Source organism: Mycobacterium sp. E2327, assembly GCF_001672675.1.
In the GTDB taxonomy this organism is placed as follows: domain Bacteria; phylum Actinomycetota; class Actinomycetes; order Mycobacteriales; family Mycobacteriaceae; genus Mycobacterium.
Genome location: NZ_LZKE01000242.1, coordinates 110575 through 134419, shown reverse-complemented (window position 1 = coordinate 134419; position 23845 = coordinate 110575). Strand labels below are relative to the sequence as shown.

At 67.3% G+C, this 23845-nt stretch carries 25 protein-coding genes; 12 read left to right on the top strand and 13 right to left on the bottom strand.

The features are described from left to right. A partial coding sequence (locus A5712_RS28245; protein ID WP_156766813.1) for a PE family protein occupies nt 1–638 on the bottom strand: 638 nt, incomplete at its 3' end. 162 nt (nt 639–800) lie between these two features. On the opposite strand from A5712_RS28245, the gene A5712_RS28240 reads away from it, so the two are divergent. Continuing rightward, nucleotides 801–1475, top strand: coding sequence for a DUF427 domain-containing protein (locus tag A5712_RS28240; protein WP_068113271.1), 675 nt, complete (start codon nt 801–803; stop codon nt 1473–1475). On the opposite strand, the gene A5712_RS28235 is transcribed toward A5712_RS28240, so the two are convergent. From A5712_RS28235 to A5712_RS28225, 3 genes are read right to left on the bottom strand one after another with little or no spacing between them, the layout of a single operon-like run. Beyond that, entirely contained in the window at nt 1459–2610 is a 1152-nt protein-coding gene (locus tag A5712_RS28235; RefSeq protein ID WP_068113269.1) for an acyl-CoA dehydrogenase family protein, read from the bottom strand. The genes A5712_RS28240 and A5712_RS28235 overlap by 17 nt on opposite strands. Then, nucleotides 2611–3525 (bottom strand): LLM class F420-dependent oxidoreductase, encoded by a 915-nt coding sequence (locus tag A5712_RS28230; protein ID WP_068113268.1) that lies wholly within the window; start codon nt 3523–3525, stop codon nt 2611–2613. It lies immediately after the preceding gene. Between the two features lie 5 nt (nt 3526–3530). Beyond that, nucleotides 3531–4421, bottom strand: a complete 891-nt coding sequence (locus tag A5712_RS28225) for an acyl-CoA thioesterase II (RefSeq protein ID WP_068113263.1) — start codon at nt 4419–4421, stop codon at nt 3531–3533. 95 nt (nt 4422–4516) lie between these two features. Between A5712_RS28225 and A5712_RS28220 the strand changes: the two genes are divergently transcribed. The 4 genes from A5712_RS28220 to A5712_RS28205 are packed head-to-tail and all read left to right on the top strand — an operon-like array spanning nt 4517 to nt 7281. Then, entirely contained in the window at nt 4517–5008 is a 492-nt protein-coding gene (locus A5712_RS28220) for a polyketide cyclase (RefSeq protein ID WP_068113321.1), read from the top strand. A 33-nt stretch (nt 5009–5041) separates the two neighbouring features. Further along, the gene (locus tag A5712_RS28215; RefSeq protein WP_068113260.1) at nt 5042–5860 is read left to right on the top strand and encodes an SMP-30/gluconolactonase/LRE family protein; all 819 of its coding nucleotides are present in this window, start codon (nt 5042–5044) and stop codon (nt 5858–5860) included. A gap of 16 nt (nt 5861–5876) precedes the next feature. Continuing rightward, nucleotides 5877–6710, top strand: coding sequence for a thioesterase family protein (locus A5712_RS28210; protein WP_068113257.1), 834 nt, complete (start codon nt 5877–5879; stop codon nt 6708–6710). Between the two features lie 31 nt (nt 6711–6741). Then, entirely contained in the window at nt 6742–7281 is a 540-nt protein-coding gene (locus A5712_RS28205) for a TetR/AcrR family transcriptional regulator (RefSeq protein WP_068113253.1), read from the top strand. An 81-nt stretch (nt 7282–7362) separates the two neighbouring features. On the opposite strand, the gene A5712_RS28200 is transcribed toward A5712_RS28205, so the two are convergent. Genes A5712_RS28200 through A5712_RS28185 form a run of 4 tightly spaced genes read right to left on the bottom strand, consistent with a single transcriptional unit; the run spans nt 7363 to nt 10962 of the window. Beyond that, on the bottom strand, nt 7363–7713 hold the full coding sequence (locus A5712_RS28200; protein WP_068113250.1) for a hypothetical protein: 351 nt from the start codon (nt 7711–7713) through the stop codon (nt 7363–7365). 32 nt (nt 7714–7745) lie between these two features. Continuing rightward, entirely contained in the window at nt 7746–9086 is a 1341-nt protein-coding gene (locus A5712_RS28195) for an FAD-binding oxidoreductase (protein WP_068113248.1), read from the bottom strand. A gap of 17 nt (nt 9087–9103) precedes the next feature. Further along, nucleotides 9104–9844 carry a glucose 1-dehydrogenase gene (locus A5712_RS28190; protein ID WP_068113245.1) on the bottom strand — a complete coding sequence of 247 codons (741 nt, stop codon included), beginning with the start codon at nt 9842–9844 and terminating at the stop codon, nt 9104–9106. Nucleotides 9845–9861: 17 nt separating this feature from the next. Then, nucleotides 9862–10962: a diacylglycerol kinase gene (locus A5712_RS28185; RefSeq protein WP_068113242.1), complete on the bottom strand. Its 1101-nt coding sequence runs from the start codon at nt 10960–10962 to the stop codon at nt 9862–9864. 94 nt (nt 10963–11056) lie between these two features. Here A5712_RS28185 and A5712_RS28180 point away from each other — a divergent pair, with 94 nt between their 5' ends. Beyond that, nucleotides 11057–11953 (top strand): alpha/beta hydrolase, encoded by an 897-nt coding sequence (locus A5712_RS28180; RefSeq protein ID WP_068113318.1) that lies wholly within the window; start codon nt 11057–11059, stop codon nt 11951–11953. A 122-nt stretch (nt 11954–12075) separates the two neighbouring features. Continuing rightward, nucleotides 12076–13521 (top strand): PE-PPE domain-containing protein, encoded by a 1446-nt coding sequence (locus tag A5712_RS28175; protein WP_068113239.1) that lies wholly within the window; start codon nt 12076–12078, stop codon nt 13519–13521. 9 nt (nt 13522–13530) lie between these two features. Here A5712_RS28175 and A5712_RS28170 read toward each other — a convergent pair whose 3' ends face one another. Continuing rightward, the gene (locus tag A5712_RS28170) at nt 13531–14154 is read right to left on the bottom strand and encodes a TetR/AcrR family transcriptional regulator (RefSeq protein WP_067005124.1); all 624 of its coding nucleotides are present in this window, start codon (nt 14152–14154) and stop codon (nt 13531–13533) included. Between the two features lie 137 nt (nt 14155–14291). On the opposite strand from A5712_RS28170, the gene A5712_RS31150 reads away from it, so the two are divergent. Next, complete coding sequence (locus A5712_RS31150) at nt 14292–14417, top strand: hypothetical protein (RefSeq protein WP_108637325.1); 126 nt, start codon at nt 14292–14294, stop codon at nt 14415–14417. A 52-nt stretch (nt 14418–14469) separates the two neighbouring features. Here the strand turns inward: A5712_RS31150 and A5712_RS28165 are convergent, their stop codons facing one another. From A5712_RS28165 to A5712_RS28150, 4 genes are read right to left on the bottom strand one after another with little or no spacing between them, the layout of a single operon-like run. After that, the gene (locus tag A5712_RS28165) at nt 14470–15894 is read right to left on the bottom strand and encodes an NAD(P)(+) transhydrogenase (Re/Si-specific) subunit beta (RefSeq protein WP_068113237.1); all 1425 of its coding nucleotides are present in this window, start codon (nt 15892–15894) and stop codon (nt 14470–14472) included. Then, nucleotides 15891–16226, bottom strand: coding sequence for an NAD(P) transhydrogenase subunit alpha (locus A5712_RS28160; protein ID WP_068113234.1), 336 nt, complete (start codon nt 16224–16226; stop codon nt 15891–15893). The genes A5712_RS28165 and A5712_RS28160 overlap by 4 nt, the downstream gene beginning before the upstream one ends. Beyond that, nucleotides 16227–17324, bottom strand: coding sequence for a Re/Si-specific NAD(P)(+) transhydrogenase subunit alpha (locus tag A5712_RS28155; protein WP_068113229.1), 1098 nt, complete (start codon nt 17322–17324; stop codon nt 16227–16229). It lies immediately after the preceding gene. A gap of 57 nt (nt 17325–17381) precedes the next feature. Continuing rightward, complete coding sequence (locus tag A5712_RS28150) at nt 17382–17843, bottom strand: nuclear transport factor 2 family protein (protein WP_068113314.1); 462 nt, start codon at nt 17841–17843, stop codon at nt 17382–17384. 139 nt (nt 17844–17982) lie between these two features. Between A5712_RS28150 and A5712_RS28145 the strand changes: the two genes are divergently transcribed. The 4 genes from A5712_RS28145 (at nt 17983) to A5712_RS28130 (ending at nt 23695) form a co-directional block, all read left to right on the top strand. Then, nucleotides 17983–19203, top strand: a complete 1221-nt coding sequence (locus A5712_RS28145; protein WP_068113311.1) for an acyl-CoA dehydrogenase family protein — start codon at nt 17983–17985, stop codon at nt 19201–19203. Continuing rightward, the gene (locus tag A5712_RS28140; RefSeq protein WP_068113224.1) at nt 19196–20017 is read left to right on the top strand and encodes a tyrosine-protein phosphatase; all 822 of its coding nucleotides are present in this window, start codon (nt 19196–19198) and stop codon (nt 20015–20017) included. Before A5712_RS28145 ends, A5712_RS28140 begins: the two co-directional genes overlap by 8 nt. 110 nt (nt 20018–20127) lie before the next feature. Continuing rightward, nucleotides 20128–21786, top strand: coding sequence for a PE-PPE domain-containing protein (locus A5712_RS28135; protein ID WP_068113221.1), 1659 nt, complete (start codon nt 20128–20130; stop codon nt 21784–21786). Nucleotides 21787–21967: 181 nt separating this feature from the next. Next, the gene (locus A5712_RS28130) at nt 21968–23695 is read left to right on the top strand and encodes a PE-PPE domain-containing protein (protein ID WP_068113218.1); all 1728 of its coding nucleotides are present in this window, start codon (nt 21968–21970) and stop codon (nt 23693–23695) included. Nucleotides 23696–23845: the final 150 nt, after the last annotated feature.

The window sequence follows — 23845 nt, the reverse complement described above, 5'->3', positions numbered from 1 at the left end:
ACACCGCGGGCGGTTTGGGCGACGTGCCGGACGGCGCCCAACCAGGAGCCGCCGTTTCCGAACAACCAACCGCCGGTGCCGCCCGCCCCGCCCGCCGCGCCGGCCCCTCCGACACCGCCGAGGCCTCCGTTGCCGACCAACCCGGCAGGCCCGCCCGCGCCACCGGCCACCCCGGGGTTGCCCGTTTGCGAAAAGCCGTTGCCGCCGTTGCCGAGCAGAAACCCGCCCGCCCCACCGTTGGGGTTAGCGGCCGTCCCGTCGGCGCCGTCACCGATCAGTGGGCGCCCGAACAACAGATTGGTGGGTGTGTTGATCACCGCCAAAACGTCTTGCTCCACGGTCTGCAGTGACGGGATATTGGCCGCCTCGGCGGCCGCATACGCGGCGCCCGCGCAGCTCAACGCCTGCACGAACCGGGCATGAAACGCCGCGGCCTGGCCGCCGAGCGCCTGGAAGGCCCGCGCGTGCCCGGCAAAGAAGGCGGTGATCGCCGCGGATATCTCGTCACCGGCGGCCGGTGCCATTGCGGTGATCGGGGCCGTCGCCGCCGCATTCGCCGCGACCAGCCCCGCGCCGATGTCGGATAGGTCCGATGCCGCCACTGCCAGAAAGTCCGGGGCCGCCGCCAGATACGACATCGCTGCCTCCCGTCGACATCCGAATCGGAGAACGTCAGCGTACGCACGTCCCACGGGATATTTCGGCTTTCCGACAACGAATCCCACGCCGTTCCCCATTTAGACTATGCAGAGAAATTGGTTTGCAAACCGTGGTCTACCCGCGGAAGGGATTGTGACGCAATGAGTCTGGTCGCCGGACATGGTCCGCTAAGCACAGCTCCGGCCGGCAGGTTCTCCGCGCCGGTCCCCGCCGGCGTGGTCTACATCGAGCCACACCCCAGACGCGTGCAGGCCTTCGTCAACGGCCGCCCGGTGATCGACACCGAAAACGCCCTGATGGTGCACCGGCCGGGCCACCCGCTCAGCTATGCCTTTCCGGCCGAAGCGGTCGGCGACCTACCGGCCGAGCCGGAACCCGAGGCCCCGGGTTTCGTTCACGTGCCGTGGGACGCGGTCGACACCTGGCTGGAGGAGGGCCGCGAACTGGTCCACTACCCGCCAAACCCCTACCACCGCGTCGACTGCCGGCCGACGAAGCGCCGCCTGCGCGTCTCGGTGGGCGGCAGCACGCTGGTGGACACGGACGACACGGTGATCCTGTTCGAGACCGCGCTCGAGCCCCGCCTCTACGTCGCTCCTGCGCACGTGCGGACCGAGTTGCTGCGGCGCTCGGGGACGTCCAGCTACTGCAACTACAAGGGTTACGCGACGTACTGGTCCACGGCTGACGTCGATGACGTCGCGTGGAGTTATGAGGACCCGCTTCCCGAAAGCCTGCGCATCAAGGGCTTTTTCAGTTTCGACGACGCCCGCGTCGACGTCGTCGCCGAGCTGCCGCTCAGCCGCCGTAGCTAGGACGCCCCAGCTTCAGCGTGTGCTGGGCGATCATGTTGCGGAACACCTCGAGGGTGCCGCCGTAGATGCCGAGCGGCAGCGCCAGCCGGTAAAGGTGTTCGGCAGCACCGTCACTCGCGGAGCCCTGCGTCTCGGCGGGCAGCGCGGAGGCCGACCCCAGGATGTCCATCAAGTCCGGGGAGATGTCGCGCATCGTCTGCGCGATCGCGACGCGCCCGAACATCCCGGGCGTGGACAGCGCCGCCTCCATCCGCGCGACGGCCCGTCCGAGCCGATATTTCACCGACTCGTCGTCCACCCGCGCGACGAGCGCCGCGACCGTGTCGACCACCTCGGCCATGATGTCGCCGTGCGCCGACATCGCCGCAACGTATTGCAGGCCATGGTCTTCCGGGTCGATCATGCCGTGCTCGGAGTCCAGCGCCGCCCGCATCACCGTCCAGCCGCCGTTGACCTCGCCGATTCGGTAGAGGTCGTCGACGCGCACATCGCTGTAGAACACGATGTTGGTGCGGTCGCCGTCCAGGGTGCGGATGGGCTGAATCTCGATGCCCGGTGAATCCAGCGGCACCAGAAACATGGTCAGGTTCTTGTGTTTCGGGCCCTGCGGATCGGTGTTGGTGAGCAGGAAGACGTACCGGGCGTTCTGCGCGTTGGAGGTGAACATCTTGGAGCCGTTGATGATCCACCCGGACCCGTCCCGCACCGCGCGGGTCTTGCAGGTGGCGACGTCGGAGCCGCCCTCCGGCTCGGTGTATCCCAGGCATAGCCGGATCTCGCCGGACAGCACGCCGGGCAGGACCAAGGCGACGAGCTCGGGAGCGCCGAACTGCTGCACCAGCCGCGCGACCACGGACGTGGTTCCCCAGTGGTACCAGGGCGTGTGGGCGCGGGCGATCTCGAGGTGAAAGATGCGCCGGCGGACGGCGCTGAATCCGCCCTCGGATTCCGGCCGCCAATCCGACGCCAGGTAGCCGGCTTCGCCCAGCGCCAGATGTACTTGCTCGTCGAAGTTTTCCCCGAACTCGCGCTGGCGGCGCAGCACTTCGTCGGTGACGTGCTTCGCGATGAAGGCCCGGGTTTCCTCAAGGAATTCCTGGTCCTCGGCGTTGAGATCGACGGCTGAGAAGTCCATCTACATCGCGTCGATCACGAGCGTGCGGAACCGATCAAGGGTCTCGAGCGCATGCGCCATGCTGTCGCCGGGCAGATGGACGCCGACCCACGTGACTCCCACGGCCGCAAGCTTTTCCAGGCCGCCGAGGTATGCGTCGGCGTTGAATTCGTCGGTCGCGGGGCTGCCGCCCTCGAAGTTGGTGAACGTTATGTCGATCGCCGACCAGTCCCTGCCCACCGCGTCGCAGCGGCGGCGCAGATCGTCGATGCCCTCGGTGAGACGCTCGACGGAGTCGATGACGGCGGTGCCGGAAGTCTTGGCCAGCTGCGGCGGGGCGGGAAACGGGCACCAGCCGTCGCCGTACTGCGCGACACGCTGGCGGGCGGCCGTGGTGTTTCCACCGATCCAGATCGGCGGAGGGCTCACCGGCCTGGGGTGCGCGGTGATGCCCTTGGCGCTGAAGTGCCTTCCCTCGAACGAAATGTCATCGCCGGTCCAGATCGCCCGGATCACCTGCAGGGCTTCCTCGAACAGTTCGAGGCGCTCGTCATACGTCACGCCCAGCGCCGCGAATTCCCGCTTGAGATAACCCACCCCGACGGCGAGGGTGAAGCGGCCGCCCGAGAGCAGGTCCAGCGTGGCGCCGGACTTGGCCACCACGAACGGGTTTCGATACGGCAGCACCACGATGTTGGGAATCAGGCGCAGCGTCGTCGTCCTTGCCGCCGCGAAACCCAAAGCGACAAAAGGATCTACGGCGTCGTGCCCCCCGGCCTCCAGCCAGCGCTGCGACGGCGCGGGGTGGTCGGTGAAGCCGAAACCATGGATGCCCGCCGCTTCGGTGGCCGCGGCCACCTTGCCGATGCCTTCACCGCTGACCAGCTCCGGGTTGTACGGATGGCTGTGCATCGGGTGGGTGATGGTGAAGCGCATGGCGGTCAGAACCGGGCGCGCGAATCGATCGCCGTGTCGCTGGTGCGCAGCGGACGGATCAGCGCCTCCTGGGCGAAGGAGGCCAGCAGCTCACCCTCCTCGCTGTGCACCGTGCCGCGCACGTACGACATGCCGGCGCCGACCTGGGTGCTCTCGTGGGTGTAGAGCAGCCACCCCGCCCAGCGCACGGGCTCGTGGAACGCGACCGAGATGCTCATCGGTGCCGTGGACACGGTCAGGTGCGCCTGGCTGGTGCCGATGCCCGGGTGCGCCCGCATGGTCGTGGAGATGCCCAGGTGCCCAGTGAAGTACGCGACCAGCGCCTTGGCAAGGTCGTCCCGGGTTGGGATCGGGTCATAGTGCAACCACGCGTACAGCTCGGGCGGCCCGACCTCGTCGGGACTGTTGACGTCGACGACGTCGACGAGGCGCAGCTCGCGCCCGATCATCGGCATCGGCGAATGGTTGGCGTCGGCCGGGGCCGCCACGTCGGGACGCGGCAGGTGGTGACGGATGACGTCGCCAGTCGGGACGTCGGCCAGCACGGTGACGCTCAGGCAGCGCCGGCCGTTCTGGTGCACGGCGACAACGGCGGTCGCCGTCGACCGGCCTTCGGCCACCACGTCGAGGACGAGTTCGATCGGCGGACCGACCGTCACGGCGCGGGAGAACACCGCGTGCGCCGAACGCACCGACTTGTCCGGGAATCGTTTGGCCACCGCGACAATCGCCTGGGCGAGCACTTGGGTGCCCTCCACGACCTGCCGTTCGTCGCCGACGGCGATCCCGGTGTCACCGGTGAACCGATCCTGCCCGTCGGGGCGCACGTCGAACAGGTCCAGCAGACCTTGCACCGTCCACTCGGTCTGCTCGGATTCCTCAGAAGCCTTGGTCAAATCCGCTCCACCTCCGCGCTCGCAGCTCAGGGCTCAGCGTGACACTTTGAGTAGGATTTGTAAAGCTTGGCTAACAGACGCAGGAGGCAATGCAATTGGGCATCGTGACGAGCACTTCGGAGACCGCCTTCACCCATTCCGCCGAGGAGGTGTACGACTTCGTCACCAACCCGGCCAACTGGACGAAGACCTATCCCGGCAGCGCGCACATCGACAAATTGCCGGAGCTTCCGCTCAAGGTCGGCGACACCTGGGAGGAGGCCGGCCCCGACGGCGAGCGCATCTTCAGCTGGCAGCTGGCCATCGCCGACCGGCCCACGCTGTTCGTGTTCAACTCGGTGGGTCGCCTCGGTCACGACCGCCGGGGCGAGGGCGGGATGGAAGGCCGGATCACGGTCACGTACCGGTTCGCCAGGCCCGGCCAGGACGTCACGCTGTTCTCCCGAACGATGACGATCGAGGCGTACAAGCATGCGCCGCTGCCCGACGCGCTCTTCCAGCAGGCCAACCCGGCGCGGATCGACGCCTACCACGCGGCCGTCGCGCGCGAGCTGGGCGAGATTGACACCGACGCACGTGGTACGTGACACTTTTCCGGTGTTTTGTAAAGGCGTGAGCGGATGATCCCGGAGCCGCTGGCCAAGGGGTTCTGCTTCGGCGAGGGCCCGCGCTGGTTCGAAGGGCTGCTGTGGTTCTCCGACATGCTCGGTGAAGCCGTGCACACCGTGGACATGCGGGGCTCGGTGACCACGCTGGCGCTGCCCGGGCGGTCCCCGTCGGGCCTCGGATTTCGCCCCGACGGGTCCCTGCTGATCGCCTCGACCGAGGACCGGCAGGTGCTGCGCTATGACGGCGAAACCGTCGAGGCCGTCGCCGACCTCGCCGCCCTGACGCCGGTCAACCTGGGCGACATGGTCGTCGACGACGCCGGGCGCGCCTACATCGGCTGCCAGGCGTTCTCCGGCGGCGCGATCATCCGCCTCGACCCCGACGACACGCCGACCATTGCTGCCGAAGACCTCGACTTTCCCAACGGCATGGTGATCACGCCGGACCGAAAGACGCTGATCGTCGCCGAGTCGACGGGCCGGCGGCTGACCGCGTTCACCATCGGCGATGACGGCGGGCTGAGCGGCCGCCGGGTTTTCGCCGACGGCCTGGACGGGCCGCCCGACGGCATCGCGCTGGACGCCGAGGGCGCAGTGTGGGCGTCCATGACGCTGGCCCACCAGTTCGAACGGATCACCGAGGGCGGCGCCGTCACCGACCGCATCGACATGGGCGAACGGGTGGCGATCGCGTGCGCGTTCGGCGGCCCCGCACGCCGCACGCTGTTTCTGCTGTCGAGCACCGACGCCTATCCCCAGCGATTGATCGGCACCCGGCTCTCTCAGGTGGACGCGGTGACGGTCGACACCCCCGGCGCGGGCCTACCCTGACATCCGGAAGGCACATATGACCGACTCCTATTACGAGCTGATCGATGACGCCGACGCGCGGGGCGAAAAGTTCGCGGCGACCGATCTGGCGCGCGGCACCTGGTCGGCCGCCATTCAGCACGGCGGCCCGGTGTCGGCGCTGTTGGTCCGGGCGCTGGAACGCTGCGACCAGCGCGACGACACCCGCCTCGGCCGGGTCGTCATCGACCTGCTGGGCGGGGTGCCGGCGGAGGGCGACCTGTGGGTCAGTTCGCGAGTCCAGCGAGGCGGGAAGCAAATCGAACTCGTCACCGCCGAGATGCTGGCGCCGGGGCCCGACGGCGAACCCCGGCCGGTGGCACGCGCCAGCGGGTGGCGGTTGCAGCACCTGGACACCCAGACGCTGGCTCACGCCGCTACCCCCCTGCCCCGACCGCGGGCCGAGGCCCGCGACCGCAACCTCAAGGCGAGGGATTGGGATCGCAACTACGTGCACAGCCTGGACTGGCTGTGGCTGACCGAGCCGCTGAGCGAGGGCCCGGGCGAATCCTGGATCAAGCCGACGGTCGACCTCGTGAAGGGCGAGGCCATGACCCCGCTCGAGCGACTGTTCGCGGTGGCCGACTGCGCCAACGGCATCGGCAGCAAGCTGGACATCACCAAGTGGACGTTCCTGAACACGGACCTCGCGGTGCACGTGTTCCGGATCCCCGACGGCGATTGGATCGGCATTCGCGCGGAGACAAGCTACGGGCCGGACGGCATCGGGACCACGGTCGGCACACTTTTCGACGAGGGGGGCGCGGTCGGCGCCATTCAACAATGCGTGCTGGTGCGCGGGCGCCCTGGCCGGGAAGCGAAAAAACAGTGACACACTCGCGATACTTCGTAGAGTTTCTCCTATGAGCCACCCGGCCCCAGCCGCGGACATCGACACCTCAACGCGTCAGCGCATCCTCGACGCCACCGCCGAGGTCCTCGGCCGCAACGGCAAGACCAAGCTCAGCCTGTCCGAGGTGGCCGCCCAGGCGGGCGTCTCGCGTCCCACGTTGTACCGCTGGTTCGCCTCCAAAGAGGAATTGCTGTCGGCGTTTTCGCAATACGAGCGGCAGAGCTTCGAGAGCGGCCTGGTGAGGGCCACCGCGGGGCTGAAGGGAGCCGACAAGCTCGACGCCGTGCTGCGCTTCATCGTCGAGTTCCAGCATTCGTACTCCGGCGTGCGCATGGTCGACGTCGAACCCGAGCACACCATCGCCCAGTTCGGCCGCGTCATCCCGCAGATGCGCGACGGCCTGCAACGGCACCTGTCCGGACCCAACGCCGCGGTGCGCGCCGCGACCGTCATCCGGATCGCGATCTCGCACTACATCGTGCGAAGCGACGACGCCGACCAGTTCCTGGAGCAACTGCGCCACGCCGTCGGAATCAAGGGCGGCTCCTGATCACACCCCCCGCGAGCGTGCGTGTTTGTACGGCGACACGCCGTATTACGCGTACAACTGCGCACCCTCGCGGACGAGAGGTCAGTCGAGCCGCACCACTACCTTGACGCGGCCCTTCTCGTCGCGGCTGGCGAGCGCGTGTCCGGTGCGGTCGGCGCCGTCGAAGTTGAGCAGTGTGATCGGGCCGCCCTCGCCGAGGAAGTTTCGCCACCATGTCTTGCTATCGGGCGACATGACATTGATGACGATGCCGTCGCTGCAGCGGCGGTACCCCACCGGGGTCTGGATCGTCTTACCCGAACGCCTGCCGACATAGCGAATCTTGATCAGCCCGCGCCGTACCAGTGGCCCCACAACGGGGGCGTCGATCAAGCCATCGAATACGCTGTTGATGATTCCGGCGATGGGCGTGTTGAAGGTTCCGGATGCCATGCCTGCCAGCGTATGTCAGGCGACGTGAGTGATCAGTCGAACAGCACGGCCGCGTTGAGGTAACCGGTCGGGTCGAGGGCGGCCTTGACCGCCCGCATCGCGGCGATGTCGGCGGGCTCCCGCGACATCGCGAGGTAGGGGCGCTTCCGACTGCCGACGCCGTGTTCGGAGCTGACGTTGCCGCCGCATCGCGCGATGAGATCCATCATCGGCGCATACAGCGCCTGCTCGCGTTCCGGCGGGCAACGCAACACGTTGAGGTGCAGGTTGCCCTCTCCGATGTGGCCGAACAACACGGGCAGCGCGTCGGGCGCGTGCACCCCGACCAAATCGACCGCCTCCCTGGCGAATTCATCAACGGTCGACAGCGGCAAGGACACGTCGAACTTCAGCGGCGGCCCATACACGCCCAGCACCTCGGCGAGCGATTCCCGCACCCGCCACAACCGTTGCTGCGCAGCGACGTCCACGCCGACGGCCGGCTCACCGGCCAGGCGCACGCCCTCGAGCAGGTCGGCGAGCCGATCCGTCTGGTCGTGGTCGGCGGCCAGCTCCACCAGCAGCAGCCAGTCGCCCTGCACCGGCGCGCCGACGCCGAGGTGTTCGGCGGTCAGCGCCGCGGCCCGGCCGTCGATCAGCTCGAGCGCCGCTATCCCGTCCACGTCGCGAAACGTGCGGCCGGCATCGACCAGCGCCTCCAGTTCGGCGAACCCGCAGACCGCCGTCACCCGATGCGACGGCGTGGGATGCAACCGCAGCTCCAGCGCGGTGATCACGCCGAGGGTGCCCTCGGCGCCGACGAACAGCGCCGGCAGATCGTAGCCCGTGTTGTCGCTGCGCACCTCGCTGTGGCGGCGCAGCAGCGAGCCGTCGGGCAGCGCCACCTGCAGGCCGAGGACCTGCTCGCCCATGTTGCCGTAGCGGACGGTGCGCAGGCCCCCGGCGTTCGTCGACGCCATGCCGCCCACGGTGGCGGTCTCGCGGGCGGCCAGATCCACACCGAACACCAAACCCGCTTCGGCGGCGGCGTTTTGGACGACGGCCAGGGTGACTCCGGCGCCGGCCGAGAGGCGGCGCTCGACGGTGTCCACGTCGCCGAGCGCGCGCAGCCGTTCGGTCGACAGCAACACGTCGTCGTGCTCGGGGACGGTGCCGGCCACCAGCGAGGTCCGTCCGCCCTGCACCGTCACGTGCGCCCCCGCGTCGCGGCACACCCGCAGCGCCTCGGCGACCTCCTCAGCCGTACCCGGGCGCACCAGCGCGCTGGCGCGCCCGCGGTAGCGCCCGGTGTGATCCACGCTGCGGCCGGCCAGCACGTCAGGGTCGGTGACGACGTGAGACGAACCGACCACATCCGCCAAACTGCGCAGCATGCTCGCGGTTATAGCACCTAGAACTCTTTGTGGTTCACGTCGGTTATCAGCCCACCGTCCATGATGAATTCGCTCCCCGTCGAGTAAGACGACTCGTCGCTGGCCAGGAACAGCACGAACGTTGCGACCTCGCGGACTTCACCCGGACGGCCGAGCGGGATGGTGACCATGTCTTCGGGCAGGTGCGCGGTCATCGGGGTGCGGATGAAACCGGGGTGGATGGAATTCACCCGGATGTTCAACGGCGCCAACTCCAACGCCGCCGACTTGGCCAGCCCGCGCACGCCCCACTTGGACGCGACGTACGGGTGCACCATCGGCGCGCCGCGCAGCCCCTCGATCGACGACACGTTGATGATGGAGCCACCCCCGGCCGCGGTCATCGGCTCGACCGCCGCGCGCATGCCCAGGAAGGTGCCGGTCAGGTTGACGTCGATCACCTTCTGCCACTTGTCCAGCTTGAAGTCCTTCAACGGCCCCAGCGCGACCGTGCCCGCGTTGTTGACCAGCACGTTCAGCTTGCCGAATTCACGGACGGCGGTCGCGACCGCGGCGTCCCACTGGTCGGGCTGGGTGACGTCGAGGTGGACGTAGCGCGCGGAGTCGCCGAGCTCGTCAGCCAGGGCCTTGCCCTGGTCGTCCAGGATGTCGCCGATAACCACCTTGGCGCCTTCCTCGACCAGCAGCCGCGCATCTTCGGCGCCCATGCCGCCGGCGGCGCCACTGATCAGCGCTACCTTGCCGTCAACCCGTCCCATTTACAGTCCTTTCGAATTTACTGAACTACCAAGTCTTTTGGCGCAAAAAGGCCCTTACCAGTCACCAGCGGCAGATCCAGCGTCGTCCGGATCCCCGGCGGCGCGGCGATCACCGCGGGGATCGCGTTGACGATGCGTCCGGCGGCCCCCGCGATCGCGGCGTGATTGTGGTCGCCCTTGCGGCTGCTGGGAATGATGTCCACGGCGTAGGAAGGTTCGCCGGTGATCTCGACGCGATACGAGCCGTCGCCGGAGGCAGGCTGGGGCAGGTCGGGGCGCAGGTCGGGCCGCAGCCGGGTGACGTGCTCGATGACGATCGCGGGGTGGCCCTTGACCATGCCGCGGATCTCGAACTGCAGCACCGCCAGCGTGCCCTTGGCAACGTGCCCCACAGCGATGTCGAAGTCCTCGGGTGCCGGCTCGCGTTGGTAGGACTCGGTGATCTCGTCGATCTCGATGCCGAGGCCGGCCGCCAACTGTCGGATCGCGGTCCCCCACGCGATGCTCAGAACACCCGGCTGCAGCAGCATCGGGATGTAATCCAGGGGCTGGGCGAAGCCCATGTAGCTCATCACCTCGACGCCGTTGTACGACGCATAATCGTGAATCTCCATGCAGCGCACCTGTTCGATGCGCTGACATGTTCCGGCGAGCGCGAACGGGATCAGGTCGTTGGCGAATCCCGGATCCACACCGCTGATGAAGATGCTCGAATTCCCTTGCCGGGCAGCATCTTCCACCCGAGCGATGTATTTGTCCGGCATGACCCCCCACGGGTACTGCAGCAATCCCGGGGACGACCCGACGACGTTGATGCCGGCGGCCAGGATGCGCATGACGTCCGCCATCGCGTCGGGCAGCCGGGTGTCGCCCATGGCGCAGTAGACGACGCACTCGGGCTTGGCGGCCAGGATAGCGTCGAGGTCCGAAACGGCGGCGACGCCCGTCACGGTGTCGGCGTCCAGCCCGACGCCGCACAGTTGCCCGGCGTCCTTGCCCACCTTCTCCGGCGTGGACACGCACACGCCCGTCAGCTCGAACGCGGGATTGGCGATCAGCTCGGCCAGGGCCAACCCTCCGACGTTTCCGGTACCGACGTGTGCGACGCGGATGGCCATGAGAGTCTCCGTCCCTCGAACGCTCGAAACGTTTCTAGACAGTAGTCCACAACTTCTGCGACGCCTACGGCGCCGGGGCACAATGGAAACGCTCATGGCGCAACGCGAGGACGTCCAATTCCGATCCGGTGCCGACCGGATCAGCGCGTGGCTCTACCGGCCGGACGGCGGTGGCGCCGCGCCACTGCTGGTGATGGCGCACGGCCTGGGCGCGGTGCGAACCATGCGGCTGGACGCCTATGCCGAACGATTCAGCGCCGCTGGTTACGCCTGCCTGGTGTTCGACTACCGCAACTTCGGCGACAGCGAGGGCCGGCCGCGACAACTGCTCGACATCGGCATGCAGCTGGCGGACTGGGCGGCCGCGGTCGCCCATGGCCACACCCTCGATGGCGTCGATCACGATCGAATCGGCGTGTGGGGCACGTCTTTTGGCGGCGGACACGTGATCGCGACGGCGGCCAAGGTGCCGGGCATCAAGGCCGCCGTGGCCCAGTGCCCGTTTACTGATGGCATCGCATCCGCGCGCACGCTGAGCCCGGTGATTTTCGGCCGCGTCGGCCTACTGGCCACACGGGACCTCGTCGCGGCCGGGTTCGGCAGGCCGCCGGTGATGGTTCCCGCGGCCGGCAGGCCGGGCGAAGTCGCCCTGATGAACGCGCCCGACGCCTACCCCGGCTACATGAGGCTGGTGCCCGAGGGCCAGACCGTGCCCAACGAAATCGCCGCCCGGTTCGCGTTGAAGGTCGCCGCCTACCGACCCGGTCGGCTGGCCGCGAAGGTCGCCTGCCCCATCCTGTTCTGCGTCTGCGAGGCCGACTCGGTGGCTCCCCCGGTGCCGACGCTGCGCTACGCGGCGAAGGCGCCGCGGGGGGAGGTCCGGATGTATCCCGAGGGGCATTTCGAGATCTATGTCGGCGACGCCTTCGAGCGCGTCGTCGCGGATCAGCTCGCCTTTCTCGACAGGCACCTCAAACGTGTGAACGCTTAGAACTTGCGCAAAACGCCAAACTTACTGGCGAGACAGATCTACCCTCGGTCAATACCTAATACCCACGGTCGCGGATAACTCCCCTTGGGCCGGGATGGCGTCCGTGGGGAAAGGACGGGGAGATGTCGGATCTAATTACTGTCCCTGAGACCTTGGCTTCCACGGCCGCCGATGTACACAACATCGGTTCGGCGATCAACGCGGCCGGCACCAATGCCGCCGCGCGGACGACCGGTTTGCTGGCGGCGGCCGAGGACGAGGTATCGGCGGCGATCGCGAACCTATTCGGCGCGTATGGGCGCGAATATCAGGCGCTCCTCGCGCAGGCCGCGGGTTTTCACAGCCAATTCACCCAGACGCTGGCCGCGGCGGCCGCCGCCTACGCGCAGGCGGAGGCGACTAACGCGGCCGTCGTCTCCGGGGTCTCGTCCACCGGCACCCCGCTGTCGGTGGTTCAGCTGGCCTCCCCCGGCGACCCGATGTTCGCGTTGATCATGGGCGGCACCAACAACCCGCAACCGGACCCCAAATATGTGACAAGCGTGTTCAACGCGTACATAAAGCCTCTCTACCCATTGGTCTCATCGCCGCCGCTGCCCGTCTTCACGCCCGAGCAGTTCTGGCCGGTGACGCCGAGCCTCGGGAACATGACGTTCGGCCAGTCCGTCGCCAAGGGCGTCACATTGCTGAACAACGCGATCAACTCGACACTCTTCAACCAGCCGAACAACAGCGCCGTCGTTTTCGGCTATTCGCAAAGCGCGACGATCGCCACGAACGAAATACGGAACCTGATGGCGGCGGGCTCCCCCTATCAGGGTCAGTTGAACTTCGTGCTGATCGGCGATCCCAACAACCCCGTCGGCGGGATCCTCGAGCGCTTCCCCGGCTTCTACATCCCGTTCCTCGATGTGGCGTTCAACGGTGCGACGCCGCAATCCCCGTACCCGACTTCGATTTACACCTACCAATACGACGGCATCGCCGACGCCCCGCAATACCCGCTCAATCTCGTCTCCGACCTCAACGCGTTCATGGGCTATTTCTTCGTCCACAGCGCGTACCCCGACCTGACGGCCACCCAGGTGGCCACGGCCGTTCCATTGCCGACGAACGGCGGAAATACCAACTACTACATGTTCATGACCCAGAACCTGCCGCTGCTGGAGCCGATCCGGGCCATCCCCTACGCCGGCCCCCCGATCGCCGACATCTTCCAGCCCGATCTGCGGGTGCTCGTCGACCTGGGCTACGGCGACTACGGATCCGGCGCCAACTACGCGAACATCCCGACCCCGGCCGGCCTGTTCGACCTACCAAACCCGTTCACGGTCATCCCCGACCTCGCCCTGGGCGCGGTCCAGGGCCCCTACGGCGCCGCGGTCGAGATCGGGGTGGAGGCCGGACTGCTGTCGCCGTCGTACTTCCCGAACACCTACCCGTGGGTCCCGTCCATCAACCCCGGCCTGAACGTCTCCTTCGGCCAGTCCAGCACGACGCTGCTCTCCCTGCTGAGCGGGGCGACCGGCAACGTGCTGCATCTGATCCCGCCGCCCAACTTCGGCTGACCCCGCCGGCTACGGGCCCAGCGGCGAATGCTGCCGGATCGACTCGTCGCGAATCAAACCCCGCAGCAGCGCGGTGCTGAACTCCGCAGCGATCTCCTTGGCGGTGCGCCGCCCGCTCGGCCGCAGCCAGCGGTAGCTGCCCAGCGTCATCCCGATGTAGCCCAACGCCACCACGTGCGAGTCGCATTGGTAGAACTCGCCGCTGGCGATCCCGCGGTCGATGAGCCCGTGCACGTGCTCATAGACCTGGGCCTCCTTCTCGCGGACCTCGGCGACCTGCTCGGAGGTGAACCACTCGGTGATGTACGGCTGCTCCTGGAAGTAGACCGCGGCGCGCTCGGGATTGGCCGCGATCCCGGTCAGCAGGCGCACGGTGTACTGGTAGAGCGCCTCGCGAGCCGTCCACGACGGGTCGTCGTGCACCGCGGCCAGCGTGCCCTCGGCGGCCTGGCGGTAGATGTCGAACAGGATCAGCGACTTGCTGGCGTAGTAGTGGTAGACGGTCGCCTTGTTCAGCCCGATCACGTCGGCGACGTCGTCCATCCGGGTGCCGTGATAGCCGCGCGCGGCGAACAGCTTGGTGGCAACTGCCAGCAACTCCTCGCGGCGGGTCAGCCCGTTCTCGGATGGCATCTGTCTCTGAGTGCTCTCTATCGTTCACTGCTATCAATCAACTGGTTGGACAGTCTAAGGGCAGCGCCGCCTGTCGCACCGGCGGCTCTGCGACTACGATGGTGTGTCGAACTGGTCGCGAGTCGAGAGGTGGGGACATGGATCCGAGTCCGGACTATGACATGAGCGACGAGATCGAGTTCTTCTTCAAGTACGTGCCGTGGGGTCTGCGCGGCGTCGTCGACGGCAACGGATACCCGCCGCCGGCCTACCCGCCCGTCTAGCGTGCCTGGCGGTGACCCGCGGCGCCCGGCTTCGCCGCGCTTGCGATCCCCGCTAGAGCGCCTTTAGCTCCTCGGCGACCTCGGTCACCGACTTCTTCGCGTCGCCGAACAACATCGTCGTGCCGTCGGCGTAGAACAGCGGGTTGTCGATGCCCGCGAATCCCGAGTTCATCGACCGCTTCAACACGATCACCGACTTCGCCTTGTCCACGTTGAGGATCGGCATGCCGTAGATCGGGCTGGACGCCTCGTTACGCGCCGCCGGGTTGGTGACGTCGTTGGCGCCGATGACGATCGCGACGTCGGTGCGCGCGAACTCGTCGTTGATGTCGTCCATGTCCTTCATGGCGTCGTAGTCCACCTCGGCCTCGGCGAGCAGGACGTTCATGTGCCCGGGCATGCGGCCGGCGACCGGGTGGATCGCGTACTTCACCGCGACACCCTTGTCCTCCAGCAGGGAGGCCATGTCCTTGACGGCGTGCTGGGCCTGCGCCACGGCCAGGCCGTAGCCGGGCACCACGATCACCTGGTTGGCGTAGGCCATCTGGATCGCCGCGTCGGCGGCCGACGTCGCCTTGACGTGCTTGTCGCCGCCGCCGTCGCCACTGGGCGCCACCCCGCCCCCGCCGAAACCGCCCGCAACGATCGCAGGAATGGAGCGGTTCATGGCCTTGGCCATCAGGTTGGTCAGGATCGAGCCGGACGCGCCGACGATCATGCCGGCGACGATCATCGCGGTGTTGTTCAGCGCCAAACCGGCCGCGGCGGCCGACAGCCCCGTCATCGCGTTGAGCAGCGAGATGACCACCGGCATGTCGGCGCCGCCGATGGGCAGCACGACCATCAGGCCGAGCACCCCGGCGGCGGCCAGCAGGCCGATCATCCACCACAGCGCCACCCCGCCCGTGCCGGGATGCGCGCCCAGGCCGATGACCACAGCGGCGGCCACCGCGGCGGCCAGCAGCAGCAGGTTGATCGGCTGCTGGGCCTTCCCGAAGCCGATCGGCGATCCGGAGATGATCTCCTGTAGCTTGCCGAACGCGATGATCGAGCCCCAAAACGAAATCGACCCGATGATCGCGGCGAACAGCGACGCGACCACGATGTGCACGGTCGGCGACTCGCCGTGCTGGAAGGCCGAAAAGCCTTTGGTCTCAATGAATTCCGCGAGCGCGATGAGCGCGACGGTGCCGCCGCCCACGCCGTTGAAGAACGCCACCAGCTGCGGCATGGCGGTCATCTTGGTGTAGCGGGCCGGCGGGACGCCGAGCGCGACGCCCACCACCAGCCCGAGGATGATCAGCACCCATTGGTCGGTATGCCGGATCTTGATGAGCGTCGCCGTCACGGCCAGCGCCATGCCCACCGCGGCGATCAGGTTGCCGCGCACCGCGGTCTTGGGCCCGGTCAGGCCCATCAGCCCGTAGATGAACAGCGAGAACGAGATGATGTAGAGGACGGTAACCAGGTAGTTCATTTGGCGACCACTTCGCCTTCGTCGGCCTTCTGGGCCGACGGCTTCTTCTTGCCCTTGAACATGCCCAGCATCCGGTCGGTGACGATGAAGCCGCCGATGACGTTGAGCGTTCCGAACACCACCGCGACGAACAGGATGATCTGTACCGCGAGCGACGGGTGCTCCACCTCCCCGAACACCACCAGCGCGCCGAGTACCACGATGCCGTGGATGGCGTTGGTGCCCGACATCAGCGGCGTGTGCAGCGTGTTGGGCACCTTGGAGATCACCGCGAACCCGACGAATCCGGACAGCACCAGGATCGCCAGGTTCGCCAACAACTCGTCGTACATCTAATCCTCCCCGCCGGGCTGGCGCGTCACACACGAGTCCGCGATGACCTCGTCGTCGAAGTTCGGCGCCAACTTCCCGTCCTTGATCAGCAGATCCAGCAGCGCCGTGATGTTCTTGCTGTACAGCTCGCTCGCGTGCTCGGGCATGGTCGCGGGCAGGTTCAGCGGCGAGGCGATGGTGACGTCGTGCTTGACCACGGTGCGGCCCGGCTCGGTCAGCTCGCAGTTGCCGCCGGTCTCACCGGCGAGGTCGACGATCACGCTGCCGGGTTTCATCGCCTCCACCGCGGCAGCCGTGACCAGCCGCGGTGCCGGGCGGCCCGGCACCAGCGCGGTGGTGATCACCACGTCGAATCCGGCGATCGCGTCTTCCAGCGCCTTCTGCTGCTGGGCGCGCTCCTCGTCGGTCAGCTCGCGGGCGTAGCCGCCCTCACCGGCCGCGTCGATCCCGACGTCCAGCCACTGCGCCCCCACCGATCGCACCTGGTCGGCCACCTCCGGACGCACGTCATAGCCGGTCGTCCGCGCGCCCAGCCGCTTGGCCGTCGCCAGCGCCTGCAGGCCGGCCACCCCGACGCCGAGCACCAGCACGGTGGCCGGCTTCACGGTTCCGGCCGCGGTGGTCAGCATCGGGAAGAACCGGGTCGACTCCGAGGCCGCCAACAGGACTGCCTTGTACCCGGCCACGTTGGCCTGGGACGACAGGGCGTCCATCGCCTGGGCGCGCGAGATGCGCGGGATGGCCTCCAGCGCGAACGCCTGCACCCCGGCCTGCTTGAGCGCCCCGATCGCGTTGTCGGCGTTGCGCGGCGCGAGGAAGCCGATCAGCGTCTGGCCGCTATGCAGCCGGCCGACCTCCTCGGCCGTCGGCGGTGCGACCTTGACGACGACGTCGGCCGCCCAGGCGTCCCCGATGCTGGCCCCCGCCTCGGTGTAGAGCGCGTCGGGCAGCAGCGCGCGTTCGCCGGCACCGGACTCGACCACCACCGCCAAACCGCTACTGACCAGCGACGCGACCGCCTTCGGTACCAGCGCGACGCGCCGCTCATCGGTCCCCGACTCGGCGACCACCCCCACCGTCGTCTGCGCATCTGTCATGGCGCGTACATCTACTTCCCTTATGTCTTCGGCTTGCCGCAGACACCCTAACCGCAGTCACCAAAGCGGAATATCTTGCCCGTGCTCCGACGCCGGGCGGGGCCCGAAGTACCGGCGCTCGGATTCCTGGATCGGCACGTCGTTGATGCTGGCCTCGCGGCGGGCCATCAGTCCCGACGGGGTGAACTCCCACAGCTCGTTGCCGTAGCTGCGGTACCACTGGCCGGTGTGGTCGTGGCACTCGTACTGGAACCGCACGGCGATGCGGTTGTCGTGGAAGTCCCACAGGCTCTTGCGCAGCGAGTAGTCGAGTTCGCGCTGCCACTTGCGGGTCAAAAACGCCACGATCTCGGCCCGGCCGACGACGTGCTCGTCGCGATTTCGCCACTGCGAGTCGGGCGTGTACGCCAGGCTCACCTTCTCCGGGTCGCGGGTGTTCCAGGCGTCTTCGGCCGCCTGGACCTTCTGCAGTGCCGTCTCGAAGGTGAATGGCGGGAACGGGGGGCGTGATTCGGTCATGGCGTTCATCGTGCGCCGAGCCTGTAAATCTGCAGACGCCTACTCGTAGTTTCCGTGCAGAATTACAGGCTCGGCGGTGTGACGCCCTGAAATTTAGTGCCCCGACACGTGTCCTATCGTGACGGTCATGGACTTCGCGATGTCGGCCAAAGCCAGCGACTACCACAAGCGACTGTCCGACTTCATGATCGAGTACGTCTTCCCGGCCGAGGCCGAATACGACAAATACCGTCACGAGGCCGGCCCGAATGACCACACGGTTCCGCCGGTCATCGAGGAACTGAAGCTCAAGGCCAAACAACAGGGCCTGTGGAACCTGTTCCTGCCGGCCGAGTCCGGGCTGACCAACCTGGAGTACGCCCCGCTGGCGGAGCTGACCGGCTGGAGCCTGGAGATCGCACCCGAGTCGCTCAACTGCGCGGCGCCCGACACCGGCAACATGGAGACCCTGCACCTGTTCGCCACCGAGGAGCAGCGCAAGCAGTGGCTGGAGCCCTTGCTGGCCGGGGAGATCCGCAGCGCCTTCTCGATGACCGAGCCCGCGGTCGCCAGCAGCGACGCCCGCAACATCGAAACGTCGATCGAGCGCGACGGCGGCGACTATGTCATCAACGGGCGCAAGTGGTGGACGTCCGGGGCGGCCGATCCGCGCTGCAAGATCCTCATCGTGATGGGCCGGACCAACCCGGACGCGGCCAGCCACCAGCAGCAGTCGATGGTGTTGGTGCCGATCGATACGCCGGGGGTGACCGTCGTTCGCTCCACGACGGTCTTCGGTTACCAGGACCAGCCCGGCCACTGCGAGATCAGCTACGACAACGTCCGGGTGCCGGTGACCAACCTGCTCGGCGAAGAGGGCGCCGGCTTCGCGATCGCCCAGGCGCGGCTGGGGCCGGGCCGCATCCACCACTGCATGCGCGCGCTGGGCGGGGCCGAACGCGCGCTGGCCCTGATGGCCGACCGCGCGCGCAACCGGGTGGCGTTCGGCCGCCCGCTGGCCGAGCAGGGCGTGGTGCGAGAGGCAATTGCCAAGTCCCGCAACGAAATCGACCAGGCGCGACTGCTATGTGAGAAAGCGGCCTGGACCATCGATCAGCACGGCAACAAGGCCGCCCACCTGCTGGTCTCGCAGATCAAGGCGGTCGCCCCGCAGGTGGCCTGCAACGTGATCGACCGCGCCATCCAGGTGCACGGGGCCGCCGGCGTCAGCGACGACACCGTGCTGGCCCGGATGTACGCCTGGCATCGCGCGATGCGGATCTTCGACGGACCCGATGAGGTGCACATGCGGACCATCGCCCGCACGGAGCTCGGCGGGGAGCAATCCGCGCTCGCCGCGGCGGTCACCCGGCATGGCTGAAGCCGTGCGAGAACTGTCCGGCGCGTGGAACTTTCGTGACGTCGCTGACGGTGTCGACGGCCTGCGGCCCGGGCGGGTGTTCCGGTCCGGCGAGCTGAGCCGCCTGGACGACGACGGTCGGGCGACGCTGCGCCGGCTGGGCATCACCGACGTCGCCGACCTGCGCGCCGCGCGCGAGGTTGCCCGGCGCGGGCCGGGACTGGTCCCCGACGCCGTCGAGATCCACTTGCTCCCGGTTCCCGACCTGGCCGACTCGGAGGCCGAAGCGGCGGCGCCGCACGAGGAGGCGTTCCAGCGGCTGTTGAGGGGCGAAGCCGACGGCTCGGAAGAGTCGGTGAACGAGACCGCCGTCCGATTCATGACCGATGAGTACCGGCAATTCCCGACGCGCAACGGGGCGCAGCGCGCGCTGCGCCGCGTCGTCACGCTGCTGGCCGCCGGTCGGCCGGTGCTGACCCACTGCTTCGCGGGCAAGGACCGGACCGGCTTTGTGATCGCGACCGTGCTCGAAGCAATCGGCGTCGATCGCGACGCCATCGTCGCCGACTTCCTGCGCAGCAACGACGCCGTGCCCGAACTTCGGTCGCGGATCTTCGAGATGATCCAGCAGCGCGGGGATACCGAACTGACCCCGGAGGTGGTGACCTTCACCGAGGCCCGGCTGTCCGACGGCGTCCTCGGGGTGCGTCCGGAATACCTGGCCGCCGCCCGCCAAACCATCGACGCCGAATTCGGTTCGCTCGGCGGCTATCTGAGCGACGCGGGCATCACCGACGCCGATCTGGATCGACTGCGCGGCGCGCTGCTCGCCTGATCCCGGCGCCGGCGGCGCAAATCCCGGACAGGATTGCGAGATCGCCCTAGGCTGACGGGGTCCGCTGCAGCGGTCGAGTCGCGCCTTTGTCGGGGAAAGGATTCGGGCCGATGACGTATGTGATTGCCGAGCCGCAGATGATGGCGTCGGTCGCGGCGGAAATCGAGGGAATCGGGTCGGCCTTCAGCGCCGCCACCGCCGCCGCGGCGGCTCCGACGTCGGGTGTGGCGGCGGCGGCGGGCGACGAGGTGTCCGCCGCCATCGCCGATGTGTTCGGCACATTCGGCCAGGACTATCAGGCCCTCGTCGCGCAGTTCGAGGCGTTTCACAACCAGTTCCAGCAGACGCTGGCTTCGGCCGGGTTCGCCTATGCCGAGACCGAGGCCGCCGTTGCAGCGACCCTGAACCTTGGAGCCGCGGGCGCGCCGGTGCCCGCCGCCACGATCCCCCCATTCCCGGCGAACCTGGTGTCGATATTCATCGGCGGCACCGGGACACCCATCCCGTCGCCGTCGTTCGTCACCAAGGCCAACAACCTCTACGTGCGTTCGCTGACGACCCTGGAGGCGCTGTTCACGCCCGAGCAGCTGTACCCGCTGACCGGTGTGAAGAGCCTGCCCCTCAATCAGTCGGTGGCCGAGGGCGTGGAGATTCTCGACAACACGCTGTACAACACCATCCACAATCAGGGGCAATCGGTAACCGTTTTCGGCATTTCGCAGAGCGCCATCATCTCCTCGCTGGAGATGGAGAACCTCGCCAACGGCACCTCCCTGTTCGGCGCCAACCCTCCCCCGGTCAACATGCTCAACTTCGTGCTGACCGGCAACGAGGTCAACCCCAACGGCGGGCTGCTGTCGCGGTTCCCGAATCTGTCCTTGCCCGCCCTGGGTCTCGACTTCTACCCCGCGATGAACGCCAACACGCCCTACAACGTGGCCAACTACACGCTGGAATACGACGGGTTCGCCGACTTCCCGCGGTATCCGATCAATATCGTTTCCGACCTGAACGCGGTCGCGGGAATCCTGTTCGTGCACACCACTTATCTGGATCTGACGCCGACCCAAGTCAATAACGCGATTCAATTGCCGACGTCTCCGGGATACACCGGACACACCACCTACTACATGATTCCCACAGCGGACCTGCCACTGCTGAAGCCGCTGGATGCCATACCGGTCATCGGCAAGCCGCTGGTCGATCTGATCCAACCCGACATGAAGGTGTTGGTTAATTTGGGCTACGGTCCCGATCCGACCCTCGGGTACTCGACGAGCCCCGCAGACGTGCCGACCCCGTTCGGCTTGTTCCCGGATGCCAACCCCGCCACCGTGTTCAACGCGCTGGCCGCCGGGACCCAGCAGGGGGTCCACGACTTCTCGCTCGACCTGCAGCAGATCGCGTCGCAGCCGCCGACCGTCGCGCCGCAGTTCACCCTGCCGAGTTCGCCGCCGGGCCCGACGACGACGTTGGCGAACTTCCCGTCGCCGCAACAGGTCTTCAACACCGTCAACAAGATCATCACGACCGACTACGCCGTCGCGCTTCCGACGGTCGACATCGGCTACTCCCTCGCCACCGAGCTGCCCTTCTACGACACCGAGCTATTCCTGAGCCAGCTCGGGCAGGGCAACCTCGTCAACGCGATCGGTTATCCGATCGCGGCCGACGTCGGGTTGGGGACCGTGGCGGGCGGGGTCGAATTCCTGACCATCGTTTCGGCGCTCTCGAGCAACGTCAAGGACATCCAGAGCCTCATTCCCTAACGCGCACAATGGGTCCTGCCCCACTTCGGCAATGAATGCTTAAGAAGCAAAAACACCGGTGCAAAACGCCAACAAGAAGACGCTGGCGCTCCTAAGCTAGCTGGGTGCCGGTTCCCGAGCCGAGGTTGACGGCGTCCTCGGGACCAACACGCTTGCCCCTCAGTGCGGAAGGGAAGAGGCGATGACGAGCTTGATCACGCAGCCCCAGATCTTGACGACGGCCGCAGCGGACGCTTCTGCCATCGGTTCGGCGATCGAAGAGGCCAAGGCGGCCGCCGCCGGCCCCACAACGAGTCTCGCCGCGGCGGCGGAAGACGAAGTGTCGGCCATCACCGCGCAGTTCTTCGGCTCGTTCGGGCAGGAATACCAGGCGCTGCTGCAGCAGGCGTCCGCCTTCCACGGACAGTTCGTCGCGGCGTTGGCCGGCGCCGGAAACGCTTACGCGCAAGCCGAAGCGCAGATCGCCGCATCGCTCGGCCTGACAAGCGGAGCGTCGGCTGGCCCGGCATTCGGAGCGGTAACCCAGGCGGCGGACCCCGCCGTCACCGCCATTCTGATCATGACCGGCAGCGGCACGGCGACGCCCTCGACGACCTACATGACGAACGTCTTCAACCGCTACTTGACCCAGTTCACCGGCGTCCCCATCAATGCGTTGACCGCCGTCTCAACGGCGGAGGGGTTGTACCCGTACACCGGCGTCAAGGACTTGACGCTGGACATCTCCCTGGCCCGTGGGGTCACGGAGCTGAACAACGCGATCGCGACTGCCCTCCCGACTCCCGGTACCGGTGGCCCCATCGCCGTCTTGGGTTACTCACAGAGCTCGATCATCGCGTCTTTGGCGATGCCAAAGCTCATCGCCGAGGGCTACACGTCTAACCAGATCTTCTTCAACCTGCTCGGTGACCCGGCCAATCCGAACGGCGGCCTCCTCGCGCGATTCCCCGGTCTGAGCCTTCCCAGCCTGGGCCTGACGTTCGGTACTTCGACACCCAGCAATCTTTTTCACACCGACATCTACACGCTCGAATACGACGGCTTCGCGGACTTCCCGCGCTACCCGATCGACATCTTCTCCGACCTCAACGCCCTGGCCGGCATCGTGTTCGTGCACGGCACCTACCCCACTCTGTCGGCGTCACAACTCGCGAATTCTTTCTTACTGCCCGGATCGGCGTCCGCGCCTTTCAACACTCCCGGCAGCATGACCGACTACCACTTGATTCGCACCGAGAACCTGCCGCTGTTGACGCCCATACGGGCCATCCCCGTCATCGGAACCCCGCTGGCCGACCTGGTCCAGCCGGACCTGAAGCTCCTCGTCAACTGGGGCTACGGCGATCCCAACTTCGGCTACTCGACCAGCCCGTCAAATGTGCAGACCCCCTTCGGGTTCCTGCCGCCGTTGAGCGCAACGACGGAACTGGCGACGCTCCTGCCCGGCGCCACCCAGCAGGGCGTCAGCGCCTTCGCCAACGACCTGTCGCACCTGGCTGCTTCGGCCGCGTCAACGGGCAGCACAGGTCTACCGCCGCTGACGCTGCCTTCTTCGGCGTCGATGCCGACGACGATCACCGGCGTCATTCAGGCCATCCAGTCGGCGAACAGCAACATCGCCGGCACGATCGCGGGCGATGTCTCGACCGCTTATGCGACGCTGCTTCCGACGGCAGACATCGCGACGGCACTCGCGGTATCGGTCCCCTCCTACGACGTCAATTTGTTCCTGGACGGCATCAACGAAGCGATCACGGTGGATCCCGTTCAGGGCCTCATGGACGCCTTCGGCCGACCGATCGCCGCCGATGTGGGTCTGTTCACCCTCGCGGGTGGCTTCGAATTCCTGAGCATCGTGAATTCCGCCGAAACGATCTTCACCGGAACGCCGCATCCCGGCCCCTTCTGATCCGTTGCGGCATACGCGTTTACAGATCCGAGGGCATTAATTGAGTTGTCGCCCAGCAGAATAGGATCTCGCTGCCGATCCCTGGACTAGATCCAGATCGGGTACAAGACCTCGACATCGGCACGCGAGCGCTCCTAAGCTGGCTGCGTG